The sequence below is a fragment of the Micromonospora sp. II genome, from assembly GCF_001709195.1.
GTDB lineage: Bacteria > Actinomycetota > Actinomycetes > Mycobacteriales > Micromonosporaceae > Micromonospora > Micromonospora chalcea.
Genome location: NZ_LYXF01000035.1, coordinates 295,696 through 319,971, shown reverse-complemented (window position 1 = coordinate 319,971; position 24,276 = coordinate 295,696). Strand labels below are relative to the sequence as shown.

Sequence of the window (24,276 nt, the reverse complement as noted above, 5' to 3'; positions counted from 1 at the left end):
AGCCGTGACGTCCCGCCGACCCGTCGGGTACCCGACTGCGGCGGCCGCGCGGGACACTGGGGACCTCACGCGTACGGAGCCGGACATCGACCTCACCTGTGGACACTGCGCCCGGACCGCCGGGCCGGACGACCGTTTCTGCGGCGGGTGCGGCCGTCCGCTGGCGGCGTCCTGCCCGGGCTGCGGGCACGCCAACGACACCGGCGCGAACTTCTGCACCAACTGCGGTCAGCCGCTGCGCGACCACGCGGTGGCGGTACAGGAGGACCGCCGGCAGGTCAGCGTGCTCTTCATCGACATCGTCGACTTCACCACGTACGCCGAGCGGGCCGATCCGGAGCAGGCACGCAGCCTGCAACAGGTCTACTTCGCCACCGTGCGCCGGCTGGTGCACCAGTACGGCGGCGTGGTGGAGAAGTACATCGGCGACGCCGTCATGGCGCTGTTCGGCGCGCCGGTGGCCACCGACAACGACGCGCTGCGCTGCGTACGCGCCGGGCTGGAGCTGCAGCGCAGCCTGGCCCGCCAGCCGGCCGGGCCGCACCCGCCGCTGGGTTTCCGGGTCGGCATCGCCACCGGCGAGGCCCTCGTCGACCTGGCCGCGGCGCGCGACGGCGGCCAGGCGTTCGTCACCGGCGACGTGGTGAACACCGCCAGCCGGTTGCAGGCGCTCGCCCCGGTCGGCGGCGTGGTGGTCGACGAGAGCACGTGGGCGGCCACCCGGCGCGAGATGGAGTACGCGGACCAGCCGCCGGTGACGTTGCGCGGCCGGTCCACGGTGAGCCGGATCTGGCTGGCCGTGCGGGCACGGCCCCGGCGCGACGGGCAGACCGCCGAGCTGACCCCGATGGTCGACCGGGACCACGAGCGGGGCCTGCTGGTCAGCGCGTTGCACCGCACGCTGACCGAGCGCACCTCGCAGTTGCTCACCGTCTTCGGCCCGGCCGGGGTGGGCAAGAGCCGGCTGCTGCGCGAGCTGGCCCGGCACGCCGCCAGCCTGCCCGGCGCCCGGGTCACCTGGCTGACCGGCCAGTGCCCGCCGTTCGGCGAGAACGTCACCTACGCCGCGCTCGCCGACATCGTCCGCAGCTGGGCCGGGCTGACCGGCGCCGACGACCCGGCCACCGTCCGGGACCGGCTGCGCGAGCGGCTGGGCCGCCTCGCCGAGCCGCACGCGGTACGGCTGGCCGAGGCGCTGGGCCCGCTCGTCGGCGTCTCCGGCGAACGGCTCACCTCGGCCGAGACCGAGGCGGCGTGGCGGCGCTTCCTGCTCGCCCTGGCCGCGACCGGCCCCACGGTGCTCGTCTTCGAGGACATGCACTGGGCCGACGAGGCGATGCTGTCCTTCGTCGAGCAGCTCGGCGCGGCGGCGCGCAACGTGCCGCTGCTCGTCGTCGCGACCGCCCGGCCGGAGCTGCGCGAACGGCACCCGGCCTGGACCGGCACGATCAGCGGGGCGATGTCCATCTCGGTGCCGCCGATGCACGACGGGGACATCGACACGCTCTACTCGCTGCTGCTCGGCCAGGCCACGCTGCCGCAGGACGCGCGGGCGCCGCTGATCGAGTTCGCCGACGGCAACCCGCTCTACGCACAGGAGTACGCGCGGATGCTGCTCGACGGCGGGCTCGCCGAGCGGACCGCCGGGCTCGCGCTCGTCGACCCGGCCGGGGTCGCCGGGATGCCGCGTACCGTGCAGGCGGTCATCGCCAACCGGCTGGACCTGCTCGACCCGGCCGACCGCGCGGTGCTCCAGGCCGCCTCGGTGGTGGGCGTGCAGTTCTGGGCGGCGCCGGTGGCGCTGGCGCTCGGCCGCCCGACGGAGTGGGTCGAGCGCGCGCTGCACCACCTCCAGCGCCGGGACCTGGTCTACGAGTTGCCCGTCTCGACCATGCCCGGCCAGGCCGAGTACCGGTTCCGGCACGTGCTGGTCCGGGACGTCTGCTACCAGCGGCTGCCCCGGGCCGAGCGGGTCGCCCGGCACCAGCGCACCGCCGACTGGCTGGAGCAGCTCGCCGACGGCCGGCAGCACGACCGGGCCGAGGTGCTGGCCAACCACAGGTGGGCGGCGCACGAGATCGCCCGTACCGTCGGGCTGGACCAGGCCCCGCACGCCGCCGCGACCCGGTCCGCGCTGCACCGGGCCGCCCGCCGGGCGTACGAGCTGCACGCGCTGGAGACCGCTGCCACGCTCGTGGAGCGCGCGCTGAGCGTGGAGTGCGGACCGGACCCGGCGCTGGAGCTGTTCCAGGCCGAGCTGGCGTTCTACCGGGACCGCGACGGGTTCCTCGACGGCGGCGGGACCGCGCTGCTCACCACGCTGGCCGGCCGGCTGGCCGACGCCGGTGACCGGCCCGGCGCGGCGAAGGCGTGGCGGCTGCTGGCCACGGCGGCCTTCGCCCGGGCCGACCGCTCGGAGCTGATGCGCTGCCTGGATCAGGCGATCGGGCTGCACGCCACGCTGCCGGACAGCGAGGACAAGGTGGGCGTGCTGCTGGAGCTGGCCCGGGCGCACATGCTCGACGCGGAGACCGAGCCGGCGTGCGTGGCCGCGCGCAGCGCCGCCGAGCTGGCCGAGCGGCTGGGGCTGCCCGAGGCGCGGGCGAACGCGCGCATCACGCTCGCCGTGGTCCGCTACCAGGCCGGCGCCGAGGAGGCGTACGCGGAACTGGCCGAGGTGACCGAGGAGTGCCGGGTGGAGCGGCTGACCAGCCGCCGCCGCGCGGTGCACAACCTGGCCTGGGTGCTGCAGGAGGAGGGCGACCTGACCGGCTCGGCCCGGCTGGTCGACGAGCAGCGGTCCCTGGACCTGGCCGGCGAGCACGCGCTGACGGTGAGCTTCAGCGACCAGTGGGCCCAGTCGTACTACAGCGGGGACTGGACGGCGGCGCTGCGGATGGCCGAGGGGTCGACGCGACGCCCGACCGACGAGTGGGACCTGCACATCGTGGCCGTGTCCGGCTGGATCCGGGCGCTCGGCGACGACCCGGCCGGCCCGGGCGCCGGCGAGGACCTGGTGGACCAGGCGCTCGTCGCGGCCCGGCGCAGCGGCTTCCAGCGCGTGCTGCGCTCCACGCTGGCGCACGCGGCGCTCTGCCGCGCCGTGCAGGGCCGCCGGGACGAGGCGATGGCGCTGCTCACCGAGCTGGACGAGGACTGGCGGCAGACCAAGATGATCCCGTTCGCCGAGTGGGTGCCGGCGGTCGGTCACGTCGCCGCGCTGCTCGGCGGCGACGCCGCGGAGCTGGTGCGCGACCTGCTGGCCCACGCGCCACGGGTGACCCGCTGGGCGCGGGCGGCCGGGGGGTCGGCCGAGGCGGCGCTGGCCCGGCGGGCCGGGGACGCCGCGCGGGCGGGCCGGCTGCTCACCACCGCCGCCGAGGGGTACGCGGAGATGACCGACGTGACCGACCAGATGATCGCGTCCGCGCTGGCGGTCGGGCCGTTGACCGAGGCGGACCCGCCGGCCGCGGCGGCGACGCTGGCCCGGGTACGCGCGTTCGCCGACCGGCACGCCGCGGGCGGGCTGCTGCGGATCGCCGGGGCGGGCTGAGGGTCAGGCCGGTACCGGCTGGCGCGCCCCGGCGCCCTTGGCCTTCTGCGCGTACGTGTCGACGTACTCGCGGCCGGACAGCTCCATCAGCTCGTACATGATCTCGTCGGTGACGGCCCGTTCGACGAACCGGTCACCGGCCATCCCGGCGTAGCGGGAGAAGTCCAGCGGCGGCCCGAACCGGATCCGCACCCGGCCCAGGTTGGGGATGATCTGCCCGGTCGGCTGGATGGCGTCGGAGTTGAGCATGGCCATCGGGACCACCGGGGCGCCGCTCTCCAGCGCCAGCCGCGCCACCCCGGTCTTGCCCCGGTAGAGCCGGCCGTCCGGCGACCGGGTGCCCTCCGGGTAGATGCCGGCGATGCCGCCGGCCCGCAGCACCGACAGCTGGGTGTCGAGGGCGGCACGGGCGGCCCGGCCGCCGGAGCGGTCGACCGGGATGGTGCCGGAGCCGACGAAGAACATCTTGGTGAGCCAGCCCTTGAGGCCCCTACCCGTGAAGTATTCGGCTTTGGCGATGAATGTGACTTTTCGCTTGACGATCAACGGAGTGAAGATCGAATCCGAGAAGGAGAGGTGGTTGCTGGCGAGGATCACCGGCCCGGTGTCCGGCACGTGCTCCAGTCCCTCGACCTGCGGGCGGAAGATCAGCCTCAGCAGCGGGCCGAGGATGATGTACTTCAGCAGCCAGTACAGCACCGGCGTCCTTCCCGTGTCGGTGGCGGCGGGCGGGTCGCCGCGTGGCCCCGGAGGCGCCGTCGGCGCCCGGAGGAGTCCGGGAAGAGGGTACGAACGACGAGCGGCACGCCACAACGCACTCCCGGAACCGGGTGCCGACGTGTCACGATTCAGGGCACGGGCAGGGATCGGCGAAGGGGGTGTCCGGTGTCAGGGGGCGGGCCCCGTCGGGGACGACGGGACAACGGGCTCGACGCGGCCGAGTACGCGGTCGCGGGCGACGTCGATCCACGCGTCGGCGAGCACCTGCTCGACGTGCTCGCCGCCGGTGGCATCGCGGCCTACCTCCAGCCCTCGGCCGACCTGAACCCGGTGACCCGCACCACCACCGTCCCGGCCCGCCCGGTCGACCGGCTCTACGTCGACAGGTCGCACCTGACCACCGCCCGGGACTACCTCACCCAGCTCGCCGACGAGGGCGGCGGCGAGCAGCCGCGCGCCGACGAGCCGGACATCGAGGCCGAGTGGGCGAAGATCGTCGCCGGGTTCCACACCGCGCCGAGCGCCGGCAGCCACCCCTGGCCCGCGGCCGAGGACGTGGACGACCCACCCCCGCCGGGCGCCGCCGCCGGCAGCCGCCCCGAGGAGCCGGCCGGGCCGACCGCCACCGACGTGCGCCGGCTGCCGTACGCGGCCGACATCTCCGGCGTCTCGCTCAGCCGGGACCGGCACGACGAGCCCTCGCTGCTGGACGGCCTGGACACGTTCGGCGCCAACCTGCCCGACGAGGCGTCGGACGAGGAGCACTACACCCCGCCCCCGCCGCCGCCGCTGCCCCGCTTCTCCAAGTACGCGGTGCTCGGCGTGGCCTGCATCGTGCTCGGCTTCCTGCTGTTCCTGTCCCCCACCGTGGTGTCGCTGGTCGACCCGTCGGTGGTGACGCTGCTCGGCTTCTCCGGCATCCTGGCCGGTTTCGTGATGCTGATCTGGCGGCTGCGCCCCGGCGACCGGGACGACCACGACCCGGACGACGGCGCGGTCGTCTGAGGTCGCGCCGTCCGGCTCTGCCCGGATGGCGGGACGCCGCTCGCCCCTGGGCCGGGACGTAACAAGCGTGTAACTTACAGTCAGTAGGAATAGGCTGAACGTCACGTCCCGCACCGGCTGTCCGGCTTGCGTCTCTTCCGGGTCGCCGGTCCCCTGCTGAGCGGAATGCCCGATGCGACAGAGCCCCCTGGTGGTGGTGGCCAACCGCCTCCCCATCGACGACAGTGTGGCGCCCGACGGCGCCTTCGAGTGGCGCCGCAGCCCCGGCGGCCTGGTGAGCGCCCTGCACCCGCTGCTGCGGCAGACGCCCGCCACCTGGGTCGGCTGGGCCGGCGGCACCGGTCCCGCCCCCGCGCTGCCGGACGTGGACGGCGTCCGGATGCACACCGTCCCGTTGAGCGCCGAGGACTTCCGCGACCACTACGAGGGCTTCGCCAACGCCACCCTCTGGCCGCTCTACCACGACGCCGTCGAGCAGCCGGAGTACCACCGCCGGTGGTGGGAGGCGTACCAGCGGGTCAACCAGCGCTTCGCCGAGGCGGCGGCCGAGACGGCCGAGCCCGGCGGCCTGGTCTGGGTGCAGGACTACCACCTCCAGCTGGTGCCCGGCCTGCTCCGCGACCTGCGGCCGGACCTGCGGATCGGCTTCTTCCTGCACGTGCCGTTCCCGCCGCCGGAGCTGTTCATGCAGTTGCCGCGCCGCGCCGAGCTGCTGCGCGGCATGCTCGGCGCCGACCTGATCGGCTTCCAGCGGGCCCAGGCCGCGCACAACTTCGCCCAGCTCGCCACCAAGGTGCTCGGCCTGCCCGCCACCGACCGGCGGATCGGCGTCGACGGCCGGGTGGTGCGCATCGGCGCCTTCCCGGTCGCCATCGACACCGCCGAGATGTCCGCGCTCGCGGCCCGCCCGGAGGTCGCCGAGCGGGCCCGCCGCCTGCGGCAGGACCTGGGCCAGCCGGAGCAGGTGATCCTCAGCGTCGACCGGATGGACTACACGAAGGGCATCGAGCAGCGGCTCAAGGCGTACCGCGAGCTGCTCGCCAGCGGCGACATCAAGGTCCGCGACACCGTGCTGGTGCAGGTGGCGGTGCCCAGCCGCGACCGGGTGGCGCAGTACCAGATCCTGCGGGACCGGGTGGAGCACCAGGTCGGGCGGATCAACGGCGAGTTCGGCCGGGTCGGCGAGCCGGCGATCCACTACCTCTCCCAGCCGTTCGACCGGGCCGAGCTGGTCGCGCTCTACCGCGTCGCGGACGTGATGGCGGTGACGCCGCTGCGCGACGGGATGAACCTGGTCGCGAAGGAGTACGTGGCGGCCCGGGTCGACGGCACCGGCGCGCTGCTGCTCAGCGAGTTCGCCGGCGCCGCCTCCGAGCTGGAGCAGGCGTACCTGGTCAACCCGCACGACCTCGACGGCCTCAAGCAGGGGCTGCTGGCCGCGCTGCGGGCCGGCCCGGAGGACGTGTCGGCGCGGATGCGCGCGATGCGCGACCATCTGGCGCGCAACGACATCCACGCCTGGGCGGCGTCCTACCTGAGCGCGCTGGAGGAGAGCGGGTCGCTCGCCGGCCGCCGCGCCGCAACCCGCTGAGCCGGCGCCCCGGCGCTCACCCCGCCGCGGACGCCGGGTCCTTGTCCAGCCAGTCCAGGATCGCGTCGATCGGCTCCCGCCAGCGGGCGTCGAGCATCAGGTCGTGCCCCATGCCGGGGAAGAGCAGCGGCGCGGAGGCGTACCGCTGGGCGGCCCGGATCAGCGCGGACGCCGGCACGACCCGGTCGTCCGGGCTGCCCAGCACCAGCACAGGTGGCCGGCCCACCGCCGGCTCCGGCCCCCGGCCGGTCAGCAGCTGCCACTGCGCCCGCCGCCCGGCCCGGCCCAGCCGGGCCAGGTGCCGCCGGGCGTCGGCGTCGGGCAGCTCCCGGCTGAACAGCTGCCGCCGGTGCAGCCGCAGCCCGGCGCCGAAGACCGCCGGCAGGGTCCCGGCCGGATTGCGCCGCAACGCCGTGCCGAACGTCGCCCAGCCGCCGAGCACCGGCGCCACCAGCACCGCGGCCCGCGCCGGGTAGCGGGCCAGCGCGTGCGCCACGACCCGGGCGCCGGCGCCGTGCCCCACCAGCACCGCCTGCCGCGGCAGGCTCGCCGCCACCTGCGTCACGTCATGGGTGTACGAGCGCAGCGTCGCCTCCGGCGCCGGCTCGCTGCCGCCGTGCCCGCGCAGGCTCAGCGCGTACGCCGGGAAGCCGCGACCGGCGGCGTGCCCCAGCCAGTGCTCGGCGAACGCCCACGCACCGTGGCCGAAGCCGGGCACGAACAGCAGCGGCGGCTTCGCCTCCTCCCGCTCGGGTACGGCGGCGAGAACCTCCCGGCGGGCGGGCCGCTCCGGCCGGGCCCACTCCCAGGACCGGACCACCCGCACACGCTCAACCGTCATTTGACACCCTCCAGCTCGTGCAGCGCCCGCTGGAGCGCACGCAGGTAGTCGGCGTGCCCGACCTCGAACCAGTGCCGGGTGCTGTCCTTGACCTTGGCCGAGTACCGCTCGCCGAGGCCCGCGCGGACCTTGCGTTCGAACGCGGCGGCCCGCTCCGGCCGGGTGGCGCGCAGCGTGAGCAGCCGGGCGAACAGCACGCTCTGCCAGTGCGAGATGGGGAAGATGCCGGAGTCCGGCTGCACCAGGCCGACCACGGCGAGCGTGGGATACCCGGCGGTGAACGCGTTGAGCCACAGCCGGGGCCGCCCGGACCCGTCCTCGTCGCCGAGCACCTGTCCCTTGAGGAACTCGAAGCGCGGCAGGTAGCCGGTGGCGAAGACGACCAGCTCCGGGTCGATGCGCCGGCCGTCGGTCAGCTCGACCGCGCGGTCGTCGAACCGGGCCACGTCCGGCACCGGCGTGACCTCGCCGTGCCCGACGTAGTAGACGAGCTGGCTGTTGGCGATCGGGTGCGTCTCGTAGACGCGGTGGTCGGGCTCGGGCATGCCGAACCGGGTCAGGTCGCCGACGGTCAGCCGCAGCGTCCAGTGGTAGAGCCACTGCCGGACCCGCAGTGGCACCCGCAGCGCCAGCAGCGTGTCGTTGACCTGGTCGGCGGGGCGGCCGAGGACGTACTTCGGGGCGTACCAGTAGCCGCGCCGGGTGGAGTGCCAGCAGTGCGACGCCTGCTGGGCCGCCTCGACCGCGATGTCGCAGCCGGTGTTGCCGGCGCCCACCACCAGCACCCGCTTGCCGCGCAGCTGCGCCGGGTCCTTGTAGGACGAGGCGTGCATGACCTCGCCCCGGAACTGCTCCAGCCCTTCGTAGCGGGGCAGCTTCGGCGACCAGTTGTGCCCGTTGGCGAGCACCACGGCGGCGTACCGGGAGGTGCGTTCGGGGCCGTAGCCGCCGGTGCTGCGCGTGGTCACGTCCCACCGGTCCCCCTCGACCGGCTCGACCCGGACCACCTCGGTGCCGAACCAGACGTGCTGGCGCAGGTCGAAGTGGTCGGCGTACCGCTCGAAGTAGGACAGCAGCTGGCTGTGGTGCGGGTAGTCCGGCCAGTCGTCCGGCATCGGGAAGTCGGGGAACTGGGTGAACGGCCGGGACGAGATCAGGTGCGTGCTGGCGTACACCGGGCTGCGGTCGTGCCGCCAGTTCCAGGCGCCGCCGACGCCTGTCTCCCGCTCGTAGCAGTCCACGCCGAAGCCGGCCTCGCGGAGGTTCTTGACGGCGGTCAGGCCGCTGGCGCCGGCGCCGATGACGCAGACCGTGTCACCCCGGTCGGAGACCGGGCGTTCGGCACGGCTCGATGCGACCGTGGAGTCCGGATCGGGGTGGCCGGGGTCGGTGGAGGAGGACACCGCGAAATCCTGCCGAGAATGCCAGCGGTTGTCCAGCCACCGATTTCGCCGCCGCCCACCCGCTCGACTCGCTTGACACAGCGTCACCGCCGACCCGGTCACCGAGCGTGAATGGACCGGCCGCGCCGGAGGCGTACCTCGTGCGCCCTTTGCTCTGCCGCCACGGACGCGGCACCGGCGGGAGCTGGCCTGACGCCTCTCGGCCGGCCGGCCGGGAAGCGGCCGCCGATCACGACGGGTAACTGATGCGCATGTGGCGGCAGAGCAAAGGCGGCGAAGCGGTTGTCCTGCCGGCCGCCGGGTCCGTGACCGTGCGTCACGGCCGGCGGTCCGCGGCCGTCAGGCGGTGGGCAGCAGCAGGTCCACCAGGACCGGGAAGTGGTCGCTGGCGCGACGGGTCAGCGGCGTGTCCACCACGTCGTAGTCGACCACTGTGATCCGGGGGTCGACGAACAGCGCGTCGATGCGGCGGCGCGGGTCGGCGCAGGAGAACGTGTGCCGGTCGGCCCGGTCGGCGGCCAGCGCCGCGTCGGTGAGCCCCTCGGCGACCGTCCGCCAGGCCGGCCCGTCCGGGCCCTCGTTGAGGTCCGCGCCGGCCACCACGGGCAGCGTCGACGCGGCCAGCTCCCGCTTGAACGCGGCCGCCTGCGCGGGCCGCTCGGCCGGGTCGGTGGACAGGTGCGAGCCGGCCAGCAGCACGTCGACGCCGCCGACCCGGCAGCGCGCGTACGCGGCGCCGCGCATGTGCCGCCCCGGCGTCAGCGGATAGCGCTGGCAGCTGGTTTCGGTGACCCGCACCCGCAGGCTGGTCAGCAGCACGTTGCCCAGCGACGGCAGGCCACCGGCCGCCACCACCATGCCGAACGACTCGGCGAGCGCGGCGCACTTCTGCCGCCACCGGAACCGGCGCGGTCCCTCCTGGACGATCACCACGTCCGGCTCCGCGCCCCGGACCACCTCGGCCAGCGCGGCGGTGTCGTCCCGCTGGCCGTGGACGTTGTACGACAGCACCCGCAGCGGCACACCCGAGTCCGTCATGTCAGATCCGCCGGGCCAGGTCGGCGGCGCCGATCACACCTGCGGTGTTGCCCAGCTCGGCCGGGCGCACCTCGGCGACGGGCAGGCGGCTGCGCTGGGCCAGCGCCTCGGCGAACGACCGGCGGGTCGGGCCGAGCAGCAGGTCACCGGCGTCGATCACGCCGCCGCCCACCACCAGCACCTGCGGGTCGAGGATCTGCGCCATGTCCGCGAGGCTGGTGCCGAGCCAGCGGCCGACCTGGGCGAACGCCTCGGTGGAGACCGGGTCGCCGCCCTTGGCCGCGGCGGTCACCATCGGGCCGGTGATCGACTCGGCCTCGCCGTCGGCCAGCTCCAGCAGCGCGGTGGCCCGGTGCGGCTCCTGCCGGGCGGCGGCGCGGGCGAAGCGGACCAGGGCGCTGCCGCTGGCGTACTGCTCGATGCAGCCCAGCCGGCCGCAGCCGCACTGGTGGCCGTCCGGCACGGTGAGCATGTGCCCCAGCTCGGCGGCGATGCCGTTGGCGCCGCGGACCAGGCCGCCGCCGAGCACGATGCCGCCGCCGACGCCGGTGCCGATGGTGAACATGACCATCGAGTCGTCGGCGTCGCGGGCCGCACCGTAGCGGAACTCCGCCCACGCGGCCACGTTCCCGTCGTTCTCCACGATCACCGGCAGGCCGGTGGCGTCCCCGACGTACGTGCGCAGCGGCTCGTCCCGCCAGGCCAGGTTCGGGGCGAACAGCACGGTGGAGCGGGAGGCGTCGATCCAGCCGGCGGCGCCGATGCCGACCGCCTCGACGGCGTGCCCGGCGGCCAGTTCGGTGACCACCTCGATGATGACGTCGCGGGTCTTGGCCACGTCGTCGGCGGGGGTGTCCCGTCGCGTCTGCACGAGTACCGTGCCGGCGTCGTCCACGACACCGCCGGCCACCTTCGTGCCACCGACGTCGACTCCGATGGTCAGCGTCACCGCTGCCACTCCCCTCTGCTGTGCTGCCCGGGGACCGGCCGAACCAGCCGTACGGTCCCGGGATGTCCGGTGGTCAGGCCCCGTCGCCTGGTGCGTCCGCGCCCACCTCTCCGGACGCCCGCGAGGCGGGCACCACGGGACGGCCGGCCGGTGGCCGGCTCGTCGCCGGCTCCGGCGGCCCGGCGGCGTCGGCGGCGGCACCCGAATCGGCCGCGCCCTCCCCCCGGGTGGCGGCGGACCACACGTCCTGCTCGGGTGCCGGCTGAGAATCATGCCCGGTACGGGTCGCCTCGCGCCACACGTGGTCCCCGGATCCGTCCGCCGCGGCGGTGCCGTCGTCGGCGGTTCGCTCCGGCTCGGCGGGGGTGAACGCGCGCAGCAGGCTCGCCACGCCGGCCGCCAGGTCCCCGGCGCCGGTGGCGAGCCGCTCGGCGAATTCCGGACTCGGGTCGCGCAACGCGGCGATACCGCGACAGACGGGGCAGACACAGCATTCCGGCGAGCCGGTGGCGAAACCGGCGGGCGCGGGCGTCTCCGGAGCGGGCCCGGCGCCGGGCGGGGTGTGACCGAGGACACCGGAGAGGATCCCACCGAGCGGACCCCAGGCGCCGGAGCCGGGCGCCGCGGCGGCCATCTTCGCGCCGGCGAGCAGGGTGGCGACGAGGCGCTCGGCCTCTTCCCGGGCCGAACCCGGATCAGTGGTGCCCATGGTTCGGCTCCTCCAGCGTGACTACCGGGACGGTCGGGACGGTCGGGTCAGTGCGCCGCACCGGGTGCTTCTACCCGGCGCTTGAGCTGCTTCAACGCCGTATCCATGATCATTTTCTCGGCCTTGCGGCGGAACATGCCGAGCATCGCCACGGACAGCTCCACCTCCAGCGTGTAGGTCACCGTGGTCGTCCCGTCCGGGTTGCCCACCAGGTCGTACGACCCGCGCTGGGACCGCTGCATCTTCGACGGGGCGACCAGGCGCCACTCGATCCGGGAGATGTCCTCGGCGTACTCGTAGGCCAGCACGTACTCGTCGGCCAGCACGCCCGCGTCGAGGGTGAACCGGACCTGGCTGGCATAGCCGTCCTCGTACTCCTCGATCACCTCGGCCTCGCGTACCGCCTCGGTCCACTCGGGGTAACTGGGGAAGTCGCAGATGACGGCCGCCACCCGGTCCGGTGACGCGCCGATGATGATCGACTGGGTGGAGGAGTCCGCCATGGGGGGAGGCTACCCGGCCGCGTCCCGCCCGGCGCCGCTCCACCCGCCGACGGGCCTCCCACCAGCCGGTCGGCCAACCTCCCTGGCCGACCCCCCGGGGTGTGCGGGTAGGTTTCGACAGAGCCGACCAGGCCGGCCCCCGCCGGTAGAGCACGAGGGAGTGCAGGTGCGCGAGTTCTCCGTCCCGCCGATCGTCACCGTCGGCGACGCGGCCAACCTGACCGACCCGGTCTGGGAAAACGCCGAGGTCGCCCCGGACACCGTGCAGTTCGTCCGTCCCGGCGCGGGGACGGCGCGCGAGGAGGTGACCTGCCGGCAGTTCCGCGACGAGGTGGTCGCGGTGGCCCGGGGCCTGATCGCGGCGGGCGTCTCCCCCGGCGACCGGGTCGGCCTGATGAGCCGCACCCGCTACGAGTGGACCCTGTTCGACTACGCGATCTGGGCCGCCGGCGCGGTCACCGTGCCGATCTACGAGACCTCCAGCGCCGAGCAGGCCGCCTGGATCCTCGGCGACTCCGGCGCCGTCGCCGTGGTGGTGGAGAGCACCGCGCACGCCACCCTGGTCGCCGGCGTCCGGGACCGGCTGCCCGAGCTGCGCGAGGTCTGGCAGATCGAGCTGGGCGCGGTGGACGACCTGGTCACCGCCGGCGAGGCGGTGGACCCGGCCGAGGTCGAGACGCGCCGCTCCATGCTCAAGGCCGGCGACGTCGCCACGATCATCTACACCAGCGGCACCACCGGCCGGCCGAAGGGCTGCGTGCTGACCCACCGCAACATCTACACCGACATCGCCAACGCGGTGCCGGTGCTGCCGAACCTGTTCCGCCCGGGCGCCTCGACGCTGCTGTTCCTGCCGCTCGCGCACGCCTTCGCCCGGCTCATCCAGGTCGGCGTGGTGCACGCCCGGGCCACCATGGCGCACTGCGCGGACACCAAGAACCTGGTCGCCGAGCTGCAGGACGTCAAGCCGACGTTCGTGCTCTCCGTACCCCGGGTCTTCGAGAAGGTCTACAACGGCGCGCGGCAGAAGGCCGAGTCCGAGGGGAAGGGCAAGATCTTCGACCGGGCGGAGAAGGTCGCCATCGCCTGGAGCGAGGCGCAGGAGCTGCCCGGCGGTCCCGGCCTGGGCCTGCGCGCGCAGCACGCCCTCTTCGACAAGCTGGTCTACCGCAAGCTGCGGGCGGCGATGGGCGGCCGGTGCCGCGACGCCATCTCCGGCGGCGCGCCGCTGGGCGCGCGCCTCGGGCACTTCTTCCGCGGCATCGGGGTGACCATCTGCGAGGGGTACGGCCTGACCGAGACCTCCCCGGCCGCCGCCGCGAACCTGCCCACCGGCACCCGGATCGGCACCGTCGGCCGCCCGCTGCCCGGCGTCACCATCCGGATCGAGGACGACGGCGAGGTCCTCATCGCCGGCGACATCGTCTTCCAGGGCTACTGGCACAACGAGGCGGCCACCGCCGAGGCGATCAGCGCCGACGGCTGGTTCCGCACCGGCGACCTCGGGCACCTCGACGAGGACGGCTACCTGAGCATCACCGGCCGCAAGAAGGAGATCATCGTGACCGCCGGCGGCAAGAACGTCGCCCCGGCGGTGCTGGAGGACCAGGTCCGGGCGCACCCGCTGATCAGCCAGTGCGTGGTGGTCGGCGACCGGCAGCCGTTCATCGCCGCGCTCGTCACCATCGACGAGGAGGCGCTGCCGAAGTGGCTCGCCGCGCAGGGCCGCCCGGAGACCACGAGCATCGCCGAGCTGCGCGAGGACGCGACGCTGCGCGCCGAGGTGCAGGGCGCGATCGACCAGGCCAACCAGGCGGTCTCCAAGGCCGAGGCGATCAAGGTGTTCCGGATCCTGCCGCAGGACTTCACCGAGACCACCGGTGAGCTGACCCCGTCGCTGAAGGTCAAGCGGCAGGTCGTGCACAAGACGTACGCCTCGGAGATCGCGGAGATCTACCAACGCTGACTACGATCCGTCACGTGCCCGCCTCCACATCCGGCCAGCCGCAGACGCAGCCCCTCGCGGTCGCGGCCCGCGCGGTCCTCCTCGCGCTGGTCGCCGCCCTGACCCTGTTCGCCACCCGCGACGCCGCCCAGCTCTGGTGGATCGCCCTGCTGGGCGTCGCGGGGCTGCCCGCCGTGCTCGCCCCACAGCACCGGCTGCTCACCCCGATCAGCAGGTTCGCCGAGGTGGTGGTGCTCGGGCTGGCCGCCAGCCAGGTCGCCGCCGACACCCACCTCACCGGTGTCACCGGGGGCGTGGGCGCCTCGGCGGTGCTGCCGTACCTCGCGGTGCCGGTCACCGTGACCGCGCTGAGCCGCCGGTTCCGCGAGGGCGCCGCGCTGCTCGCGGTGGCGGCGGCGACGCTCGTGGCGAGCGCCGCGTTCACCCGGGTCGACGGCGGCGCGCAGCTCGGTCAGGTGGGCTACCTGGCGGTCTGCGCCCAGTGGCTGATCCTGGCCGGTCTCGGCCTCTACACCGCCGGCACGCTCCAGCGCGTGATGCGGGTCCGCGGCGAGGGCAAACCCCAGCCGTACGCCGAGGCGACCCGGCTGCTCACCCAGTTGCGTACGGTCGCCCGCCAGCTGCCCGGCGCCACGCTCGACCCGGGCGGCATCTCCGAGCACCTGCTGGAGGAGCTGCGGGTGGTGGCGAAGACCGACCGGGGCGCAGTGCTCTCCGCCAGCGGCGGCGGCCGGCTGGTGGTGCTGGCCCAGATCGGCGCGGACCGGGTCGACTGGGAGACCACGCTCGACGCCGACTCGGCCATCGCCGACGCCTGGGCCAGCCAGCAGCCGACCGTCTCGTCCCGGTCGCAGGCCCGGTCCCGGCACTCCGGCGAGGTCTCCGCGCTGATCGTGCCGCTGGTGGCGGGCGTACGCACGGTCGGCCTGGTGGTGATCGAGGCGGACACCGCCGCCGCGTACCCGCCGCCGGTGGTGTCCCGGGTGACGGCGCTGACCGGCCCGGCGGCGCTGCGGCTGGAGGCGGCGCTGCTCTTCGACGAGGTGCGCTCGCTGGCGACCAACGAGGAGCGGCAGCGGCTGGCCCGGGAGATCCACGACGGGGTCGCCCAGGAACTGGTCATGGTCGGGTACGGCATCGACAACGCCCTGGCCACCGTGCACGAGGACGCCGACGAGACCGCCGACTCGCTGCGCACGCTGCGCCAGGAGGTGACCCGGGTGATCACCGAGCTGCGGCTGAGCCTGTTCGAGCTGCGCAGCGAGGTGGACCGGCACGGTGGCCTGGCCGCCGCCATCGCCGAGTACGCCCGCACCGTCGGCGCCTCCGGCGGCCTGCGGGTGCACCTGTCACTCGACGAGTCCACCGCCCGGCTGCCGGCCGCGACCGAGGCCGAGTTGCTGCGCATCGCGCAGGAGGCGGTGACGAACGCCCGTAAGCACGCCGGCGCGTCGAATCTGTGGGTCACGTGCGAGGTGGATCCCCCGTACACCCGAATCGAAGTGTCGGATGACGGTCACGGCATCGGTGACCAGCGCCCGGACGGGCACTATGGCCTTGCGATCATGGCCGAGAGGGCGGAACGTATCCGAGGCCGGTTGGAGATCAGGCCACGTCGACCCAGTGGGACGACAGTGGCCGTGGTGCTCGGCTCGTCGCCCCGGCGCGATAAGGTGCGCGGCAGCGCCGCAGCAGCAGAAGGGGAGTAACCCGAGGATGACCAGCAGTCCGACACCGGCCACCCGTACCAAGGTTCTCCTAGTCGACGACCACGACCTCATCCGTAAGGGTCTTCGTCACGCGTTCGAGCGTGACCGTCAGTTCGAGGTCGTTGGCGAGGCCGCCACCGCCGCGGAGGGCGTGCGCCAGGCCGGCGCGCTCCAGCCCGACGTGGTGATCATGGACCTTCGCCTGCCCGACGGCAGCGGCCTGGAGGCCACCCGCGCCCTGCGCAAGTCCAGCGCGTCGATGGGCATCGTCGTGCTGACCATGTACGCCGGCGACGACCAGCTCTTCGGCGCCCTGGAAGCCGGCGCGAGCGCGTTCGTGCCGAAGACCGCGCCGGCCGACGAGGTGGTCGCCGCCGCCCGGCACGCCGCCTCCTCCCCCAGCGCGTTCACCGCCGCCGACCTGGCCGAGGCGATGAAGCGCCGGCTGGCCCCGTCCGGCCCGCAGCTGTCCCCCCGTGAGGGCCAGGTGCTGCGGCTGCTCGCCGACGGCATGAGCGTGGCGGGCATCGCCAAGCAGCTGTTCGTCAGCGAGTCGACCGCCAAGACCCACATCTCCAAGCTCTACGAGAAGCTGGGTGCCGCCAACCGGGCCCAGGCGCTGATGACCGCGCTGCGGCTGGGCCTGCTCGAGGCACCGGACGCGCCCAAGTTCTGAGGCACACCGCCGGAAGAGGCCCCGTCCACCGCGGACGCGGGCCTCTCCGGCGTCGTGGGTGCGGCTGACCGCGTACGGTGAACGGCCGGACGCATAGCGACGACGGTCTTTGCACCACGACGGCGGAGGGGCAGAATACCCGGGTGATCCGCGCGGCGGTGACCACCGCGCGCCGTCGACACCCGAGGGGCAGGACATGCAGCGGCCGGACTGGGCACCCGAGACGATCGACATCGAACGCCCCAGCGTCGCCCGCATGTACGACTACTACCTCGGCGGCTCGCACAACTTCGCCGCCGATCGGGCGGCCGCCCGCGCGATGGTGGAGGCGGTGCCGGAGGCGCCACTGATGGCCCAGGCCAACCGCGCGTTCCTGCGCCGGGCCGTGCAGTACCTCGCCCAGGCCGGCGTCCGCCAGTTCCTCGACATCGGCTCCGGCATCCCCACCGTCGGCAACGTGCACGAGATCGCCCAGCGGATCGACGGGCAGTCGCGCGTCGTCTACGTCGACGTGGACCCGGTGGCGGTGGCGCACAGCCAGGAGATCCTGGCCGGCAACGAGCACRCCACCGTACTCCAGGAGGACCTGCGCCGCCCGGAGGCGATCCTGACCCATCCGGAGGTCACCCGGCTGCTGGACTTCAGCCGTCCGGTCGCGGTGATGATCGTGGCGGTGCTGCACTTCATCCCGGACAGCGACCGCCCCGAGGAGATCCTGCGGACGCTGCGCGGAGCACTGGCGCCCGGCAGCCACCTGGTGCTCTCCCAGGCCAGCGAGGAGGGCCGCGACGGCACCGGCGAGCGGGCCGAGGCGGAGCGGGTCTACCGGCGCACCGACAGCCAGCTCTGGATCCGCAGCCGGGCCGAGCTGACCGCGCTGTTCGACGGCTTCGAACTGGTCGACCCGGGTGTGGTGTGGGTGCCGCAGTGGCGGCCGGACTCCCCCGACCAGGCCGAGAACGCCGAGCGGGCCGTGTTCATGGGCGGGGTCGGGCGGCTCGGTGGGTGACGACGCGGCCCGCAGCAGGCCCGGCGTGTTCGCCCGGGCCTGGGCCAAGGCGGTGTCCGGCACCAGCTACCTGCCGATGACCCAGTCGCAGCTGGAGGAGATGCTGCAACGGCTCACCGAACGGCTGGCCCAGGCGCTGCGTGCCGAGCCGTTCGACCTGCGGATCGGCCAGCAGGTCGGCGCGGAGCTGGTGCAGGCGCACATCGCCTCCGCCGAAGGGCTGGGCCGCACCGTCGAGGTGATCCAGCTGCGCCTGGTCCGCGACCTCGACCTGGTCGTCGACGACGTCGAGGACCGGATGGCCCGGCTGCTCGCCACCGTCGCCACCGGGTACGCCCGCGCGCTGCGCGACCGCACGCTCGACGAGCAGGAGTCCATCCGCCGGGCCGCCATGATGGCCCGTGCGCAGGCGGAACGGGCGCTGCGCGACAGCGAGGCCCGGTTCCGGCACCAGGCCACCCACGACCCGCTCACCGGCCTGCCCAACCGCACGCTGTTCACCGAGCGGCTGGCCGCCGCGATCAACCGGGGCGCCGACCGGGTCGGCGTCTGCTTCCTGGACCTGGACCGGTTCAAGGTCGTCAACGACTCCCTCGGCCACCAGGTCGGCGACTCGTTGCTGGTCGCGGTGGCGCAGCGGCTGCACGAGGCGCTCGGCGAGCATCTGGTGGCCCGGCTCGGCGGCGACGAGTTCGTGATCCTGATCGAACGCACGACCGGCACCGACGACGCGGTGCAGGTCGCCGAGGCGGCGCTGGCCGCGGTACGCGAGCCGGCGCTGGTCGACGGCCACGAGCTGACCGTCTCGGCGAGCATCGGCATCGTGGAGCGCCCGGTCGCGGGCACCTCCCCGATGGAGCTGATGCGCGCGGCCGACAGCACGCTGCACTGGGCCAAGGCCGCGGGCGGGGCCCGCTGGTCGCTGTTCGACGCCGACCGCAACCGCCGCGACCTGGCCCGGTACGCGCTGTCCGCGGCCATCCCCGCCGCCCTGGACCGGGGCGAGTTCTACCTCGACTACCAGCCGCTGACGTCCCTGCGCGACGGGCGGGTCCTCGGCATGGAGGCGCTGGTCCGCTGGCGCCACCCGGAGCTGGGCGTGCTGCGGCCGGACAGCTTCATCCCGCTGGCCGAGGAGACCGGGCTGATCGTCCCGCTCGGCAGCTGGGTGCTGGCCGAGGCGTGCCGCGAGGCGGGCACCTGGTCGGCGGTCGACGGCGACGCGCCGTTCGTCAGCGTCAACCTCGCCGTACGCCAGTTGCACCGCGCCGACCTGGTGCCCGAGGTACGCGGCGTGCTCGGCCGCACCGGCCTGCCGCCGCGCCGGCTGCAACTGGAGATCACCGAGAGCACCATGATGAGCACCGTGGTCGAGCCGGTGCGGGCGCTGCGGGTGCTCGGTGACCTGGGGGTCCGGGTCGCCATCGACGACTTCGGCACCGGCTACTGCAACCTCGCGTACCTGCGGGACCTGCCGGTCGACGAGCTGAAGGTGGCCGGTGAGTTCGTCACCGGCCTGCGCGCGCCGGACAGCGGCACCGACGAGCGGATCCTCGCCTCGCTCGTGTCGCTGGCGCACGCGCTGGACCTGACCGTCACCGCCGAGGGCGTGGAGACGGCCGACCAGGCGGACCGGCTGCGCGCGATCGGCTGCGACGCCGGGCAGGGCTGGCACTTCGGCCGCCCCGGCCCGGCGGCGCCGCACCTGGGCCGGGTGCCCGTGCACGTCGAAGCCGTCTCCTGAGGCGGCTCGGCGGTCGTGCCGGAGTCGCTTGCGGGTCGGGGGCGGCGGTCAGCCGGCCAGCAGCGCGGCCATCCGCTGCGCCTGCGTCTCCCAGCGCCACTCCCGTTCCACCCACGCCCGGCCGGCGGCGCCGAACTGCCGGGCCAGGTCCCGGTCGGCGAGCAGCGTGGCCACCCGGTCGGCGAGCTGGGCCACGTCCCGGCCGCCGACCACGTACCCGGTCTCGCCGTCGCGGACCGCGTCCGGCGCGCCCCCGGAGTCGCCGGCCACCACCGGCAGCCCGGTGGCGCCCGCCTCCAGGTAGACGATCCCGAGGCCCTCCACGTCCAGGCCCCGGTTACGGGTGCGGCAGGGCATCGCGTACACGTCACCGGCCGCGTAGTGGGCAGGCAGGTCGGCCGACGGCACCGAACCGGTGAACACCACGTCGCGTTCCAGCCCGCTCTGCCGGGCCAGCTTCTCCAGCGTCGAGCGGTACGGTCCGCCGCCGACCACCAGCAGCGCGGCGCCGGGCACCCGGCGGCGGATCTCCGGCAGCGCGCGGATCAGCATGTCCTGGCCCTTGCGGGGCACCAGCCGCGACACGCACACCACCACCGGCCGGTCGGCCAGCCCGAGCCGTTCGCGGACCTTCGTGCCGTCGACGTCCGGGTGGTAGGTGTCCACGTCCACGCCGGGCGCGAGCCGCCGCAGCTCGGTCAGCCCGTCCAGCACGCGCGCCAGCCGCGTCCGGGTGTACTCGCCGAGGTAGGTGGTCACGTCCACGCCCCGGCCGATCCGGCGCAGGGCCGAGCGGGCGCCGGGCAGCGCTGCCCATCCGACCTCGTGTCCGTGGGTCAGCGCCACGGCCCGGCGGATCCCGGACCGCCGCCGCAGGCCCGCCGCGAGCAGCCCCAGCGGGGCCGCCGCGCCGAACCAGACCGTGTCGCAGTCGTACGCGCGGGCCAGCCGCGCCGCCCGCCGCGCGATCAGCGGCGTGGGCAGCAGCACCCGGGTACGTTCCCGCACCACCTCGAACGGCTGGTCGGCGTCGAACTTCTCCGCCCCGCGCCAGCTCGACGCGTAGACCACCACCGATCCCGGCTGCTGTCGCACCGCGAGGTTGTGCACGAAGGACTGGATGCCACCGGGGCGCGGTGGGAAGTCGTTGGTGATCAGCAAGGTGCGGCTCATCGGCCGGACTCCCTGGCGTAGGCGCGGGCGGCGGCCATCCGCTCCACGGTGGACGGGTGGGTCGCCGACCAGAGGTGCTCCCAGCGCGGCGGGTCGGGGTCGGCCAGGTTCACCCCCGCCAGCCGGCGCTGCATCGCCTCGAACGTCGCCGGGTCGCCGGTGAGCGCCAGCGCGTGGGCGTCGGCGCGGGCCTCGATCCGGCGGGAGACCAGCGCCTGCACCGGCGTGGTGAGCAGCCCGGCGACCGTGACCAGCGCGATCAGCAGCGGGAACGCCCGCGGCTGGGCGATCGAGTCGACGCCGGCGAGCCGCAGCAGCGGCGTCCAGGAGCCGATCAGGTAGAGCGCCACCACCGCGGCGGCGGCGCCGAGCGCGCCGAGCAGCGTGCCGGTCCACACGTCCCGGTCCTTGGCGTGGCCCAGCTCGTGGGCGACCACGCTCGTCACCTCGGCCGGCTCCGCCTCGCGCAGCAGCGTGTCGTAGACCACCACCCGCCGCGTCGGGCCGAGCCCGGAGACGTACGCGTTCACCGCCCGGGTGCGCCGCGACGCGTCGGCGACGAGCACGTCGCGCACCGGTACGCCGTCCCGGGCCGCCATCGCGGTCAGCTCGCTGCGCAGCGGGCCCGGCTCCATCGGCGTGAACCTGTTGAACACCGGCTCGACGAGCACCGGCAGCACGAACGACAGCACCACCACCAGCGCCGCCGCGCCGGCCGCGCCGAACGCCCACCACCAGCGCGGGGCCAGCCGGACCACGGTGTAGAAGCCGAGCAGCACCAGCGCGCCGATCACCGCGCTGACCGCGTACGACTTGAGCAGGTCGACCGCCCAGCCGCCCCAGCTCTGGGTGCTCAGCCCGTAGCGGACCAGCACGGTGCGCCGCCAGGCCGCGAACGGCAGGGTGAGCAGGTCGGCGAGGAACATGACGGCCAGCCCGCCGAGCACCGCCTGCGCGATCCAGTGCCCGCCGAAGGGCCGGCCCGCCAGTTCGACCAGGCGTCCGCCCAGCGGGGTCAGGCCGAGCAGCAACGCCACCACCAGTCCGACCGCCAGCGCCGACCAGGCCGCCGGGCGCAGCGCGCCGTGGAACGCGCGGCCCCGGGTCACCTGTTCGGCCGGAAGGTCACGCAGCGCCGCGAGCTGGTCGGCGCGGGGCGCGGGCGGCCGGCTCCACGGCACCAGAAGCGCCACCGCCACGAGCAGCGCCACCGCCAGGCCGGCCAGGGTCAGCAGGGCCCACGCGCGCGGGGTCACCGCTCCACCCCGCCGTCGTGCCCGGTCCGCGTCATCCCGCCCCCTCCCGCCGTGACCGCTCATCCTATTGCCCGGCCGCGCAAGCGAGACCGCCGTGCCCGCCCCGCAGCCCCGCCCGCCCCGCCCCCGCCTGCCCCGGCCCCGCCCGCGCCCGGCCCCGCCCCGCCCGCGCGCGGCCCCAGCCCGCCCGCGCGCCGATCTTGGAGTTGTGGCGGCTGACAAACGTGGCTACTCGGACATCCTGGGCACCACAACTCCAAGATCGACGGCCCTTGCCGGGGCAGGGACGAAAAGGAGCGTCAGATGTGGCTGGAATCCAGACTCGGGAGACCGAGGAGCAGCACATGCCAGGGTGGGCCGATGCGGCAGACGGCGGCACGGGCCCGATCGGCAAGCAGTGGCCGGGGTGATCCCGACGGCCGCCCTGAGCACCCCGGGGCAGCGTTCCTTCAGCGGCAGGCGGAAGCCGGCGGGCAGCGGGCGGCGGGCAGCGAGCGGCGGGCAGCGGGCGGCGAGCGGCGAGCGGCGGGCAGCGTCAGGCGACCCGGCGGCGACGGCCGGGGCGGCGGGGCATCGGCGCCAGCGCCTCCGCGGGCGCGGGGGGTGGTAGCACCTCGACCTCGAACCCGGCCCGCGCGAACACCTCGATCGCCCGGTGCTCGGCCGGGCCGAGGTCGGCCGGGTCGGAGTCGAGCAGTGCGGTCACCAGGCAGCCGGAGCAGCCGGCGCCACGGTTGCCGCAGGTGTCGCAGTCGATGAGCATCAACGCCTCCTGACGGGTCGCCGGTGGCGCTCGGGGAAGGGAGCACCACCGTCGGTCACCAGAACGCTAACGCCCCGGTACGACAGAACCGGACAACGAGGCAGCACCCGCCGCGAACCCCAACCAGTACGCCGAAGTGGCGCGATCAGCACGCGCCCGACCCCACCACTCCCCCGATCTGGAGTCGATCAAGGGGGAGAGAGAAGGCTCAGGACCGGGCCAGGCGCCGCAGCAGCGAGTCGGCGCCCAGCGGGTACGCGCCGTGCCGGCGTACCCCGTCGGCGACCTCGCGGTCGGAGGAGACCACGACCACCGGCCGCCCGGCCGGCTCGGCGCGGACCAGCCGGCGGATCAGCTCGTCCGCGGTCTCGCCCTTGCGGGAGAACAGCACCCGCACGCCGCGCGGCGCCGGGGGCAGGCCGTGGATCCGCTCGGCGCCGTCGAAGACCACTGTGACCTCGTCCCCGGTCTGCGCGGCGATCCCGCCCAGCCCGGTGATCAGCCGTTTGCGCTGCTGCTCCAGCGACATCTCGCCGAAGCCCCGCTTCGTCACGTTGTAACCGTCCACCACCAGGTGTGCCCGGGGCAGCGCGAGCAACTGGTCGAGGCGGGCCGGGTCGTCGGTGTCGCGGGCCCGCGTCGACGGGCCGGCCTGCGCGGCGCCCGGCTGCTCGGCGAACGCGTCGGCGACGAAGTCGGCCGGAAGCTTGTCCACCGGGTCGAGCGCCAGCTCGCGGCGCAGCCCGACCGCGGCCTGGCCGATCGTCTCCAGCAGCAGCCACAGCCGGGCGTCGTCGACCGACCGGGCCTCCTTGGCGCTGGCCCGGGCCACGCCGGCGGCGGCCTCCGCCTCGGCCAGCCGGGCCCGGGCGCGGCGCAGCTCGGCGTCCGCGTCGGCCGCCGCGCGGGCCGCCCGGCCCCGCTCGGTGGCGAGCAGTTCGGTGGCCTTGCGCTCGCGGGCCTGGGTCTCCCGCAGGGTACGGGCGAGCTGGCGCGCCTCCTCGCGGAGCTGACCGAGTTCCTCGCGGACCCGGGCCAGCTCGTCGCGCAGCTTCTCCGCCTCGACCCGGGCCACCGCCCGGTCGTGCTCGGCGCGGGCGGCCCGCTGCTCGGCCTCGCGGACCAGTTCGGCCACCACAGCGCTGTCGGCCTCGGCGCGTACCGCCTCGCCGCTGGCCTCGATCAGTTCCCGCCAGCCCCGGGGCCGGGCCAGGTAGGCCAGCGCGGCCACCTCGACCGGGTCGGCCGCGGCCGGGGCGGTGCCCTCCACCACTGCCGCGCCGAGGTCGCCGGCGTCGGCGAGCACCCGGGCGGTGACCCGCTGCCGGAACAGCGGGTCGGCGGTGAGCTGGGCGGCGATCGCGGGCGCGCCGAGCCGGGCGCGGCGGTTCGGGGCGAACTTGGCGACCCGCCGCAGCGGCACCGGCACCTCGTCGGCGGGCAGGCCGGGCAGCACGGCCGCGGTGAGCGTCACGATCCGCTGCCGGACCGGTTCGGGCAGGGTGGGCTCGGGCTCGACCGGGGTCGGCGCGTCCTCACCGGTGCCGGGCACGCCGAGGACCGGCTCCTCCGCGGAGGAGTGGTCGTCGTGCGGCTCGGTGAGGGGCATGAGGCAAGTCTCCCACCCCGAACGGGCCCACCGCCCGGTGAGTGAGCCGATCTCTCATC

The 24,276-nt window shown here is 74.8% G+C and carries 19 protein-coding genes; 8 read left to right on the top strand and 11 right to left on the bottom strand.

Annotated features, from left to right (window positions below):
- Positions 1–4: 4 nt before the first annotated feature.
- Complete coding sequence (locus A8711_RS19375) at positions 5–3,553, top strand: adenylate/guanylate cyclase domain-containing protein (RefSeq protein WP_233607754.1); 3,549 nt, start codon at positions 5–7, stop codon at positions 3,551–3,553.
- Between the two features lie 3 nt (positions 3,554–3,556).
- Here A8711_RS19375 and A8711_RS19370 read toward each other — a convergent pair whose 3' ends face one another.
- Positions 3,557–4,252, bottom strand: coding sequence for a 1-acyl-sn-glycerol-3-phosphate acyltransferase (locus tag A8711_RS19370; protein WP_043329411.1), 696 nt, complete (start codon positions 4,250–4,252; stop codon positions 3,557–3,559).
- Between the two features lie 186 nt (positions 4,253–4,438).
- Between A8711_RS19370 and A8711_RS19365 the strand changes: the two genes are divergently transcribed.
- Positions 4,439–5,278, top strand: a complete 840-nt coding sequence (locus A8711_RS19365) for a DUF308 domain-containing protein (protein WP_043329408.1) — start codon at positions 4,439–4,441, stop codon at positions 5,276–5,278.
- 172 nt (positions 5,279–5,450) lie between these two features.
- Positions 5,451–6,869, top strand: coding sequence for a trehalose-6-phosphate synthase (locus A8711_RS19360; RefSeq protein WP_043329406.1), 1,419 nt, complete (start codon positions 5,451–5,453; stop codon positions 6,867–6,869).
- 16 nt (positions 6,870–6,885) lie between these two features.
- Here A8711_RS19360 and A8711_RS19355 read toward each other — a convergent pair whose 3' ends face one another.
- The 6 genes from A8711_RS19355 to A8711_RS19330 form a co-directional block, all read right to left on the bottom strand.
- Complete coding sequence (locus A8711_RS19355) at positions 6,886–7,710, bottom strand: alpha/beta hydrolase (RefSeq protein WP_069089002.1); 825 nt, start codon at positions 7,708–7,710, stop codon at positions 6,886–6,888.
- Positions 7,707–9,113, bottom strand: a complete 1,407-nt coding sequence (locus tag A8711_RS19350; RefSeq protein WP_043329402.1) for an NAD(P)/FAD-dependent oxidoreductase — start codon at positions 9,111–9,113, stop codon at positions 7,707–7,709. Before A8711_RS19350 ends, A8711_RS19355 begins: the two co-directional genes overlap by 4 nt.
- A gap of 339 nt (positions 9,114–9,452) precedes the next feature.
- Positions 9,453–10,151, bottom strand: coding sequence for an endonuclease/exonuclease/phosphatase family protein (locus A8711_RS19345; RefSeq protein ID WP_043329399.1), 699 nt, complete (start codon positions 10,149–10,151; stop codon positions 9,453–9,455).
- A 1-nt stretch (position 10,152) separates the two neighbouring features.
- Positions 10,153–11,100: an ROK family glucokinase gene (locus A8711_RS19340; protein WP_030500161.1), complete on the bottom strand. Its 948-nt coding sequence runs from the start codon at positions 11,098–11,100 to the stop codon at positions 10,153–10,155.
- A gap of 73 nt (positions 11,101–11,173) precedes the next feature.
- Positions 11,174–11,809 (bottom strand): hypothetical protein, encoded by a 636-nt coding sequence (locus tag A8711_RS19335; protein ID WP_043329396.1) that lies wholly within the window; start codon positions 11,807–11,809, stop codon positions 11,174–11,176.
- A 47-nt stretch (positions 11,810–11,856) separates the two neighbouring features.
- A complete protein-coding gene (locus tag A8711_RS19330; protein ID WP_043329393.1) occupies positions 11,857–12,312 on the bottom strand; it encodes an SRPBCC family protein in 456 nt (151 codons plus the stop codon).
- A gap of 166 nt (positions 12,313–12,478) precedes the next feature.
- Here A8711_RS19330 and A8711_RS19325 point away from each other — a divergent pair, with 166 nt between their 5' ends.
- The 5 genes from A8711_RS19325 to A8711_RS19305 all read left to right on the top strand — a co-directional run bounded on the left by A8711_RS19325 (position 12,479) and on the right by A8711_RS19305 (position 19,416).
- A complete protein-coding gene (locus A8711_RS19325; RefSeq protein WP_064446408.1) occupies positions 12,479–14,278 on the top strand; it encodes a long-chain fatty acid--CoA ligase in 1,800 nt (599 codons plus the stop codon).
- Between the two features lie 14 nt (positions 14,279–14,292).
- Complete coding sequence (locus A8711_RS19320) at positions 14,293–15,987, top strand: GAF domain-containing sensor histidine kinase (RefSeq protein ID WP_043329391.1); 1,695 nt, start codon at positions 14,293–14,295, stop codon at positions 15,985–15,987.
- A 7-nt stretch (positions 15,988–15,994) separates the two neighbouring features.
- Positions 15,995–16,663, top strand: a complete 669-nt coding sequence (locus tag A8711_RS19315) for a response regulator transcription factor (RefSeq protein WP_013287678.1) — start codon at positions 15,995–15,997, stop codon at positions 16,661–16,663.
- 196 nt (positions 16,664–16,859) lie between these two features.
- Positions 16,860–17,672 (top strand): SAM-dependent methyltransferase, encoded by an 813-nt coding sequence (locus tag A8711_RS19310; RefSeq protein ID WP_069089001.1) that lies wholly within the window; start codon positions 16,860–16,862, stop codon positions 17,670–17,672.
- Between the two features lie 76 nt (positions 17,673–17,748).
- On the top strand, positions 17,749–19,416 hold the full coding sequence (locus A8711_RS19305; protein ID WP_205797365.1) for a bifunctional diguanylate cyclase/phosphodiesterase: 1,668 nt from the start codon (positions 17,749–17,751) through the stop codon (positions 19,414–19,416).
- A gap of 48 nt (positions 19,417–19,464) precedes the next feature.
- Here the strand turns inward: A8711_RS19305 and A8711_RS19300 are convergent, their stop codons facing one another.
- The 4 genes from A8711_RS19300 to A8711_RS19285 all read right to left on the bottom strand — a co-directional run bounded on the left by A8711_RS19300 (position 19,465) and on the right by A8711_RS19285 (position 24,217).
- Positions 19,465–20,589, bottom strand: coding sequence for a glycosyltransferase family 4 protein (locus A8711_RS19300; protein WP_069089000.1), 1,125 nt, complete (start codon positions 20,587–20,589; stop codon positions 19,465–19,467).
- Positions 20,586–21,845: a M48 family metallopeptidase gene (locus A8711_RS19295; protein ID WP_069088999.1), complete on the bottom strand. Its 1,260-nt coding sequence runs from the start codon at positions 21,843–21,845 to the stop codon at positions 20,586–20,588. The genes A8711_RS19300 and A8711_RS19295 overlap by 4 nt, the downstream gene beginning before the upstream one ends.
- A gap of 535 nt (positions 21,846–22,380) precedes the next feature.
- Entirely contained in the window at positions 22,381–22,608 is a 228-nt protein-coding gene (locus A8711_RS19290) for a hypothetical protein (protein ID WP_043329386.1), read from the bottom strand.
- Between the two features lie 208 nt (positions 22,609–22,816).
- Positions 22,817–24,217, bottom strand: coding sequence for an NYN domain-containing protein (locus tag A8711_RS19285; RefSeq protein WP_064445184.1), 1,401 nt, complete (start codon positions 24,215–24,217; stop codon positions 22,817–22,819).
- Positions 24,218–24,276: the final 59 nt, after the last annotated feature.

Coding starts and splice junctions, on each gene's coding strand:
- A8711_RS19360 (WP_043329406.1), top strand. CDS start 5,451: ATGCGACAGAGCCCCCTGGTGGTGGTGGCCAACCGCCTCCCCATCGAC.
- A8711_RS19355 (WP_069089002.1), bottom strand. CDS start 7,710: ATGACGGTTGAGCGTGTGCGGGTGGTCCGGTCCTGGGAGTGGGCCCGG.
- A8711_RS19345 (WP_043329399.1), bottom strand. CDS start 10,151: ATGACGGACTCGGGTGTGCCGCTGCGGGTGCTGTCGTACAACGTCCAC.
- A8711_RS19335 (WP_043329396.1), bottom strand. CDS start 11,809: ATGGGCACCACTGATCCGGGTTCGGCCCGGGAAGAGGCCGAGCGCCTC.
- A8711_RS19330 (WP_043329393.1), bottom strand. CDS start 12,312: ATGGCGGACTCCTCCACCCAGTCGATCATCATCGGCGCGTCACCGGAC.
- A8711_RS19315 (WP_013287678.1), top strand. CDS start 15,995: ATGACCAGCAGTCCGACACCGGCCACCCGTACCAAGGTTCTCCTAGTC.
- A8711_RS19305 (WP_205797365.1), top strand. CDS start 17,749: ATGACCCAGTCGCAGCTGGAGGAGATGCTGCAACGGCTCACCGAACGG.
- A8711_RS19300 (WP_069089000.1), bottom strand. CDS start 20,589: ATGAGCCGCACCTTGCTGATCACCAACGACTTCCCACCGCGCCCCGGT.
- A8711_RS19290 (WP_043329386.1), bottom strand. CDS start 22,608: ATGCTCATCGACTGCGACACCTGCGGCAACCGTGGCGCCGGCTGCTCC.
- A8711_RS19285 (WP_064445184.1), bottom strand. CDS start 24,217: ATGCCCCTCACCGAGCCGCACGACGACCACTCCTCCGCGGAGGAGCCG.